The organism is Rhizobacter sp. (genome assembly GCF_035702065.1).
Classification (GTDB): domain Bacteria; phylum Pseudomonadota; class Gammaproteobacteria; order Burkholderiales; family Burkholderiaceae_C; genus Rhizobacter.
On record NZ_DASSRA010000151.1, the window covers coordinates 1 to 8,423 of the forward strand.

Consider the following 8,423-nt stretch of genomic DNA (forward strand, 5'->3'; position numbering starts at 1 on the left):
AAGCTTGTGCCTCGATCTCAGGCACGGCCGCCACCGGGCCTTGCACCTCTTCGGCGCCAACATCCAATACCAGCAGCGACTCTTCGAAGAACGGCGCACGCGCACCGACATGGCCCTGGGCATCGATGGCAAACGATGCTCCGTCGAACACCACCTCGTCCTGCCCACCCGTCAGGTGCGAATAAAGCAGCGGCATGCCCACGTCGCGTGCGCGCTGCGCCATGCGTTCCTCACGCTCGGTCACCTTGCCCAGGTGGAAGGGCGACGCGTTGAGCACGCACAGCACCTCGGCACCAGCCGCCTTGGCCGCACGGGCCGGCTCGTCGAACCAGGCGTCTTCGCAAATGTTGAGGCCGAACTTCAGGCCATCGACCTCGAAGACCACCGCACCCTGCTGTGCATCGCGGCCCGATGCGAAGTAGCGGCGCTCGTCGAACACTTGATAGTTGGGCAGTTCGCGCTTGCAATAGGTCGCGAGGACCTTGCCCCCTGCGAGCACCGAGGCCGCGTTGTAGCGCTGCTGCACGGCGTGCGACTTCGACCTAACATCACCGCGCTCACCCCATTGATGCGGATGCCCCACCACCACATGCAAACCCGGCAGATCAGCCAGCGACCGCGCGCATTCGGCAAGGGCTTGCGCGCACGATTGCATGAAGGCCGGGCGCAGCAGCAGGTCTTCCGGCGGATAGCCGCACAAGGCAAGCTCTGGTGTCAGCACCACACGAGCACCTTGCGCATGCGCGCGCCGCGAAAACTCGATGATCTTGCGGGCGTTGCCGGCCAGATCGCCCACCGTGGCATTGATCTGCGCAAGAGCAACTCTGACCCGTGGTTTGGATGACATATGCGTGATGAAAAAGGCTCGAACAATTATGTCATTCGGGTTCTTGACCACCCTGCCCTAGTGGACCGTGGGCAGTGGAATGCGCTGCTCGATGCACAAGCCAGCGCCACACCTTTCATGCGTCACGAGTACCTGCTGGCCTTGCATGAATCGGGCAGCGCCATCGACGCCACCGGCTGGGCGCCGCAGTTCCTGGCAGTGACCGAAGGCGGCACGCTGGTTGCTGCCTGCCCCGTGTACCTGAAGAGCCACTCCTACGGCGAGTATGTCTTCGACTGGGCCTGGGCCGACGCCTACCAGCGCCATGGCCTGCGCTACTACCCCAAGCTGCTGAACGCGGTGCCCTTCACACCTGTGCCGGGGCCGCGCCTGCTCGCACGCGACAGTGCGGCACGCATCGCCCTGCTCGAAGCGATGAAGCAGTTCGCGCAGCAAGCCAAGCTCTCATCCGCCCACGTGCTCTTTCTCGACGAAGCCGACCAGCAGGCCGCACGCAGTGCCGGCTGGATGATGCGCAGCACGGTGCAGTTTCACTGGGTCAACCGCGAGCCACTGCCCTATGGCGACTTCGCGCAGTTCCTCGCCGACCTGCAGCGCGAGAAGCGTAAGAAGATCCAGCAGGAGCGCCGGCGCGTGCACGAGGCCGGCATCAGCTTCACGGCCCACCAAGGCCGCCACATCAGCCAGGCCGACTGGGACTTTTTCTACCGCTGCTACACCCTCACCTACCGCGCCCATCACTCCTCGCCCTACCTCACGCGCGACTTCTTCGAGCGAATGGCAATCGACATGCCAGAGAACTGGCTGCTCTTTGTTGCGTGGAAGGACGGCGAGCGGGTCGCAGCATCGCTGATCGCCATCGACCCCGAACGAGGCAACGCCTATGGACGCTACTGGGGTGCCACCGAGCACATCTCCTGCCTGCACTTCGAGGCTTGCTACTACCAGCCGCTGGCCTGGTGCATTGCCAACGGTTACCGGCGCTTCGAAGGCGGCGCGCAAGGCGAGCACAAGATGGCCCGCGGACTGCTGCCGGTACAGACCTGGTCGGCTCACTGGCTGGCCCACCCGCAGTTCGCGCAGGCAGTGGCCGACTTCCTCGAACACGAAGGAGAAGGCGTGGCGAGCTACCTGGACGAACTGAACGAGCGCTTGCCGTTCAAGGCTTGAAGTCGCCCGCAACCGCGGCAACGAAGCCCTCGGGCTTGACGTAGGTGCGCAGCGCCGCGTTGACCTGCTCCAGTGTCAGCTTGCTCAGCGCGTCGTCCACGCGCGCAGACACCGCAAAGGTGCGGCCCAGATCGAGGTTGTTGGCCAGCGCACCGGCCAGGTTCCGGTCTTGCGCACGTGAAAGCTGCCTGAAGGCCAGCAGGCCACGCTTGCCTTCCGCCAGCTCCTGGGCCGTGAAGCCGTCTTTCAGCGCACGCGCCACTTCTTCCTTGAAAGCGGTCTCCACCTTGGCCAGGTTTTGCGGGGCGAAGATAGCGCTGGCCTGCCACACCGAGTGCGGTTCGTGGCTGTTCCAGCCCACACCACTGTTCACGTCGTACGACAGGCCTTCGGTCTCGCGGATGCGCTTCCACAGACGCGACTGCCCACCCGAGCCGAGGAGGAAGTTCGCCATCGACAGCGCGGGGTAGTCGGCATCGTTGTCCGAGAGCGGCACGCTCAGGCGCACCAGCATGGTGGCGTTCTGCTTGTCGGGCGTGGCGAGCTGAAGGCGCTGCGGCTTCACTGGAACCAGGGGCTGCGAAACGCGGGTGTAGGGCTCACCGCTGCTCCAGCCAGCAAAGGCCTTGTCCAGCGCGCTGCGCACCGCCGCCACGTCCATGTCGCCGGCCGCACCGAACTCGCCTCGTCCTGGGCCATAGAAGCGCTTGTGAAAGGCCTTGAGCTGATCCACGGTGATGGCATTCACATCGCCCACCATCTCGTCGAAGGTGCTGACGTAGCGCACATCGCCCCGCGGGTACGGGCTGCGCAGGCGCGACAAGGCGTTGTCGGCCACGGCCTCCGGCTCCTTGCGCTGCTGTTCGACGTCGGCCACCACCTGGCGCTTGATCTCATCCAGTGCGTCGGCCGGGAAGACAGGATTGCGCAAGAGGTCGCCGACGAGTGCCACGGCAGCAGGCAGGTGCTCGCGGCGCGAGGTGAGGCTGACGCTCACCCGCCCTGCCCCGCCGCTGATGCGCATCTCGGTCTTGAGTTGGTCGAGCTGATCCTGGATCTGCTGGCGTGTGCGCGTGCTCGTGCCCTTGTCCAGCATGGCCGCCACCACGTCGGGCACCTCACCCTGGCCGGCGAGCGTCTTCTCGTCACCAAAGTGCAGCGTGAGAACCGCCTGCACCGCCTCGCCGCGCGCCGGCTTGGGCAACAGCGCCACCTTCAACCCGCCGAGCTCGAAGCGCTGCGTGAGCCGGTCAATGTTGGCCGGCGTGGCGTCGAAGGCCGCAACGCTGGCCACGCCCGCTTCGGGCTTGAAGCTCTTCATCTCGGCAGCCACGTCCACCTTGGCCGGCGCCGGGGCGCGCAGCGGCTTGTCGATGGGGAGGTACAACCCCACGGTGCGGTTGGAGGGCAGCAAGCGCTGCTCGGCCACGCGCTGTACGTCGGCCAGCTTCAGATCGCGCACGCGGTCGCGCAGCAGGAAGAAGAGCCGCCAGTCGCCTTGAGCCACCGATTCGCTGAGCGCCACACCCACTGTCTCGGGGTTGGTGAAGGCCTGTTCCCAGCCCTTGAGCCATTGGGCCTGGGCCCGCTTCAGCTCTTCGTCGGTGATGGGCTCGCGCGCCACCGATTCAAGCGTGGCCAGCATCTCGGTGCGTGCGGCGTCAACGTCCTGCCCCGGCGCCAGTTGCGCGCCGAAGATGGTGAAGCCCGGGTCGGCCAGCCCCTGCGCAAACGCGAACGTGCCGGCCGCGAGTTGTTTGGCCGTGAGCCGCTTGTGCAGGCGGCCCGCGGGGGTGTCGCCCATGATGAGGTCGAGCACCTCCACGGCCGCGAAGTCCGGGTGCGCGGCCGGCACCACGTGGTACGCAGCCAGCACCATGGGCACGCCCCCGGTACGGCGCACGGTGACGCTGCGTTCGCCGTCCTGCACCGCGTCGAGGGTGTAGTGCACCGGCAGCTTGCGCACGGGCTTCTTGATCTTGCCGAAGGATTGCGCCACCCAACCCAGCACCTTGGCCGGGTCGAACTTGCCGGCCACGATGAGCGTGGCGTTGTCGGGCTGGTAGTACTCGCGGTAGAAGGCCTGCAGGCGCGGGATGTCGACGTTCTCCACGTCGGCCCGCGCGCCGATCGTGCTCTTGCCGTAGTTGTGCCACTGGTACATGGTGGCCAGCGTCTTCTCGTACAGGATGCGGTCTGGGCTGTTCTCGCCCATCTCCATCTCGTTGCGCACCACGGTCATCTCGGTGTCGAGGTCCTTGCGGGCGATGAAGCTGTTGACCATGGCATCGGCCTGCCAGCCCAGGTACCACTTGAGGTTGTCGTCGCTGGTGGAGAAGCTCGCGAAGTAGTTGGTGCGATCGAACGAGGTGCTGCCGTTCGCTGCCAGGCCGCGCTTGGTGAACTCACCCAGCAGGTTGCGGTGCGTGGGCGTCCCCTTGAACAGCAGGTGTTCGAGCAGGTGCGCCATGCCGGTCTCGCCGTAGTTCTCTTGGCGCGAGCCCACGTGGTACGTCATGTTGACGGTGGTGGTTGGCTTGGCATCGTCCGGGATCAACAGCAGCTGCAGGCCGTTGGCCAGCCGGTACTCGGTGATGCCTTCGACCGCCTGCAAACGCGTCACCCCGGCGGGGAGGTTCTGAGCGAGCGCCACCGGGGCGAGAAGCACAAGGGCAAGCGTGGCACTGGCACTCAGGAATCGACGCAGCATGGGCAAGGCTCGTGATGGCAAAGAGGCAGTGTAGAGCCGCGTTGCACGCAGCGAGTTCCGGCCGGAACCCGCACCACAAAGGACAAAGGGAGCCGAAGCTCCCCTTGTTGGCTTAGAACATTCAGCCCGGGTTCAGGGCTTCTTCGCGTATGCGGCGATGCCTTGGCGAATCTCTTCCTTCGCCGATTCGGGGCCTTCCCAGCCCTGGACCTTGACCCACTTGCCCGCCTCGAGATCCTTGTAGTGCTCGAAGAAGTGCTGGATGGCCTTCAGACGCATCTGGTTGATGTCTTCCGGCTTCTGCCAGTGCGTGTAGATGGGCAGGATCTTGTCGATGGGCACGGCGAGCAGCTTGCTGTCACCACCGGCTTCGTCTTCCATCTTCAGCACGCCGATGGGGCGGCAGGTGACCACCACGCCGGGCGTGAGGGGGAACGGGGTGATGACCAGCACGTCGACCGGGTCGCCATCGTCCGACAGCGTTTGCGGCACATAACCGTAGTTGCACGGGTAGTGCATGGCAGTCGTCATGAAGCGGTCAACGAACAACGCACCGCTCTCCTTGTCGACTTCGTACTTGATCGGATCGGCGTTCATCGGGATCTCGATGATCACGTTGAACTGGTCGGGCGCTTTGTCGCCGGGGGTCACGTTGTGCAGGCTCATGATGCTTTTGATTGAAGTGAGCGGGAAAACCCGAATTTTACCCGCCCCTCTTGCAGCGGCCTGACGCGTGCCACAGAGCGCACCAACCGCTGGAAAACCACCATGCAGCGTTCGTTGCCATGTCACGGCCCTTCCCTTAGCATGCCCCGCAGACCCGCCCGTACCTGCCAAGCCGGGTGAAGTAGTGGTGGGCACCGTCTCTCTCAACGTGTGAACAACGAAACGAGGAGTCCCACCGATGTCGACGAACTTGGCGCTGTACTTTGCGCTTGCCTGCGGTGTTGCCGCAGTTCTGTATGGCTTCGTTCAACGGAGCTGGATCCTGGGTCAGAGCGCGGGCAATCCGCGCATGCAGGAGATCGCTTCCGCCATCCAGCAAGGCGCCGCCGCCTACCTTGCCCGGCAGTACAAGACCATCGCCATCGTGGGCGTGGTACTTGCCGTGCTCATCGGTATCTTTCTCGATGTGACCACTGCCGTGGGCTTCGTGCTCGGAGCCGTGCTGTCGGGCGCCTGCGGCTTCATCGGCATGAACGTGTCAGTCAAGGCCAACGTGCGCACGGCCGAGGCGGCCACCAAAGGCATCGCTCCAGCGTTGAACGTCGCCTTCAAGGGGGGCGCGATCACCGGCATGCTGGTCGTGGGCCTGGGCCTGCTCGGCGTGACCATCTTCTTCATCTACCTCACCGGCAACGGCACCAGCACCGCGCCGCTCTCCGGTCTGCTCAAACCCTTGCTGGGCCTGGCCTTCGGCGCCTCGCTGATCTCGATCTTTGCGCGCTTGGGCGGCGGCATCTTCACCAAGGGCGCTGACGTCGGCGCCGACCTGGTGGGCAAGGTCGAAGCCGGCATCCCTGAAGACGACCCGCGCAACCCCGCGGTGATTGCCGACAACGTGGGCGACAACGTCGGCGACTGTGCTGGCATGGCCGCCGACCTCTTCGAGACCTATGCCGTCACCTTGATCGCCACCATGGCACTCGGTGCACTGATGGTCACCGGCACAGGCGCCATCAACGCCGCGATCTACCCGCTGCTGCTGGGCGGCGTGTCCATCATCGCGTCGATCATCGGCTGCAGCTTCGTCAAGGCATCGCCGGGCATGAAGAACGTGATGCCAGCCTTGTACAAGGGCCTCGCCGTCGCGGGGGTGCTCTCGCTGATCGCCTTCTACTTCGTCACGACGGCGCTCTTCCCGCAGGCCCTGACACTCTCGAGCGGCGCCTCCGTGTCGGCACTGGCGCTGTTCGGCACCTGCATCGTCGGCCTGGTGCTGACGGCGGCCATGGTGTGGATCACAGAGTTCTACACCGGCACGCAGTACAAGCCCGTGCAGCACATTGCTCAGGCCTCGACCACGGGTCATGGCACCAACATCATCGCGGGCCTGGGCGTGTCGATGCGCTCGACGGCCTGGCCGGTGATCTTCGTCTGCATCGCCATCCTGGTGGCCTATCAACTGGCTGGCCTGTACGGCATCGCCATTGCCGCCACCTCCATGCTCAGCATGGCGGGCATCGTCGTGGCACTCGACGCCTACGGCCCCATCACCGACAACGCCGGCGGCATTGCTGAAATGGCCGAGCTGCCCAAGGCCGTTCGCGATGTGACCGACCCGCTCGATGCCGTCGGCAACACCACCAAGGCCGTCACCAAGGGCTATGCCATCGGATCGGCCGGTCTGGCCGCCCTGGTGCTGTTTGCCGACTACACGCACTCGCTCGAAGGTCGCGGCATCAGCGTGAGCTTCGACTTGAGCGACCCCAAGGTGATCGTGGGCCTGTTCATCGGCGGCCTGATCCCTTACCTCTTCGGCGCGATGGCGATGGAGGCCGTAGGCCGTGCCGCCGGCTCTGTGGTGGAAGAAGTGCGCCGCCAGTTCCGCGACATCAAAGGCATCATGGAAGGCACCGGCAAGCCCGAGTACGGCAAGGCGGTCGACATGCTAACCACCGCAGCGATCAAGGAAATGATCGTCCCCAGCCTCTTGCCGGTGGTCGTGCCCATTCTGGTGGGCCTGCTGCTCGGCCCGGCTGCGCTGGGCGGCTTGCTGATGGGCACCATCGTCACCGGACTCTTCGTCGCCATCTCCATGTGTACCGGCGGCGGCGCCTGGGACAACGCCAAGAAGTACATCGAAGACGGGCATCACGGTGGCAAGGGCTCCGAAGCCCACAAGGCGGCTGTGACGGGTGACACCGTCGGCGACCCGTACAAGGACACGGCCGGCCCCGCGGTGAACCCGCTGATCAAGATCATCAACATCGTCGCGCTGCTGATCGTGCCGTTGCTGCCGGTCGTCGCCGGCGGTGGCGCGAGCCACTCGAGCGCAGCCCCAGCCGCGTCGGCCTCGGCGAGCGCTTCTGCCGAGGTGGCCTCGTTCAAGGTGGAGGGCGGGGTCGTGAAGTTCTACTTCGCCACCGGCAAGGCCGACGTCGCGGGTGGTGCAAGCGATGCACTGGCCACGGTGGCCGGGCAAGTCGCCGCCGGCAAGAAGGCCGTGGTCAGCGGCTACACCGACGCCACCGGCGACGCTGCGAAGAACGAAGAGCTCGCCAAGCAGCGGGCGTTGGCTGTGCGTGACGCGTTGAAGGCTGCAGGCATCACCGAAGACAAGATCGAGCTGAAGAAGCCCGAGGTGCTTACCGCCACCGGCAGCAATGCCGAGGCGCGCCGCGTGGAGGTCTCGCTGCAGTAGCAGTTCTGAACCCACAAAACAGAAGGCCCGAGTTCGTGAGAACTCGGGCCTTTGTCGTTCAATGGTCGGGGTGGCGGGATTCGAACTCGCGACCCCTTGCACCCCATGCAAGTGCGCTACCAGGCTGCGCTACACCCCGACGTAAGCCGCGCAGTATAGCCTGAAATCGGCAGCCTTCCGACTCACACCACGAGCAATCCGCGGATAGAGATCAGCTCCTGTCGCATCTGAACCATCGACACCTCGCTGGTGACAACCTCGGGAACAGGCAGCTCTTCGATCGGTGCGGCGACATCGTCCTCGCCCATCGGCTCATCGGCGAATTCGGCCGG

5 protein-coding genes and 1 tRNA gene are annotated in these 8,423 nt (G+C 65.1%); 2 read left to right on the forward strand and 4 right to left on the reverse strand.

What is annotated here, in order from left to right:
- Positions 1–847, reverse strand: an 847-nt coding sequence (locus tag VFL64_RS07185; protein WP_489539696.1) for a nitrilase-related carbon-nitrogen hydrolase, incomplete at its 3' end; no start/stop codon positions are given.
- On the opposite strand from VFL64_RS07185, the gene VFL64_RS07190 reads away from it, so the two are divergent.
- Positions 848–2,017, forward strand: a complete 1,170-nt coding sequence (locus VFL64_RS07190) for a GNAT family N-acetyltransferase (RefSeq protein WP_489539693.1) — start codon at positions 848–850, stop codon at positions 2,015–2,017. It begins immediately after the preceding gene.
- Here VFL64_RS07190 and VFL64_RS07195 read toward each other — a convergent pair.
- Together VFL64_RS07195 and ppa are read right to left on the reverse strand one after the other, a co-directional pair.
- The gene (locus VFL64_RS07195; RefSeq protein ID WP_489539694.1) at positions 2,007–4,727 is read right to left on the reverse strand and encodes a M16 family metallopeptidase; all 2,721 of its coding nucleotides are present in this window, start codon (positions 4,725–4,727) and stop codon (positions 2,007–2,009) included. The genes VFL64_RS07190 and VFL64_RS07195 overlap by 11 nt on opposite strands.
- Before the next feature lie 132 nt (positions 4,728–4,859).
- The gene (ppa, locus tag VFL64_RS07200) at positions 4,860–5,393 is read right to left on the reverse strand and encodes an inorganic diphosphatase (protein ID WP_028359503.1); all 534 of its coding nucleotides are present in this window, start codon (positions 5,391–5,393) and stop codon (positions 4,860–4,862) included.
- A gap of 238 nt (positions 5,394–5,631) precedes the next feature.
- On the opposite strand from ppa, the gene VFL64_RS07205 reads away from it, so the two are divergent.
- The gene (locus VFL64_RS07205) at positions 5,632–8,091 is read left to right on the forward strand and encodes a sodium-translocating pyrophosphatase (RefSeq protein WP_489539695.1); all 2,460 of its coding nucleotides are present in this window, start codon (positions 5,632–5,634) and stop codon (positions 8,089–8,091) included.
- Between the two features lie 62 nt (positions 8,092–8,153).
- On the opposite strand, the gene VFL64_RS07210 is transcribed toward VFL64_RS07205, so the two are convergent.
- Positions 8,154–8,230 (reverse strand) — tRNA-Pro (locus VFL64_RS07210).
- Positions 8,231–8,423 lie beyond the last annotated feature (193 nt).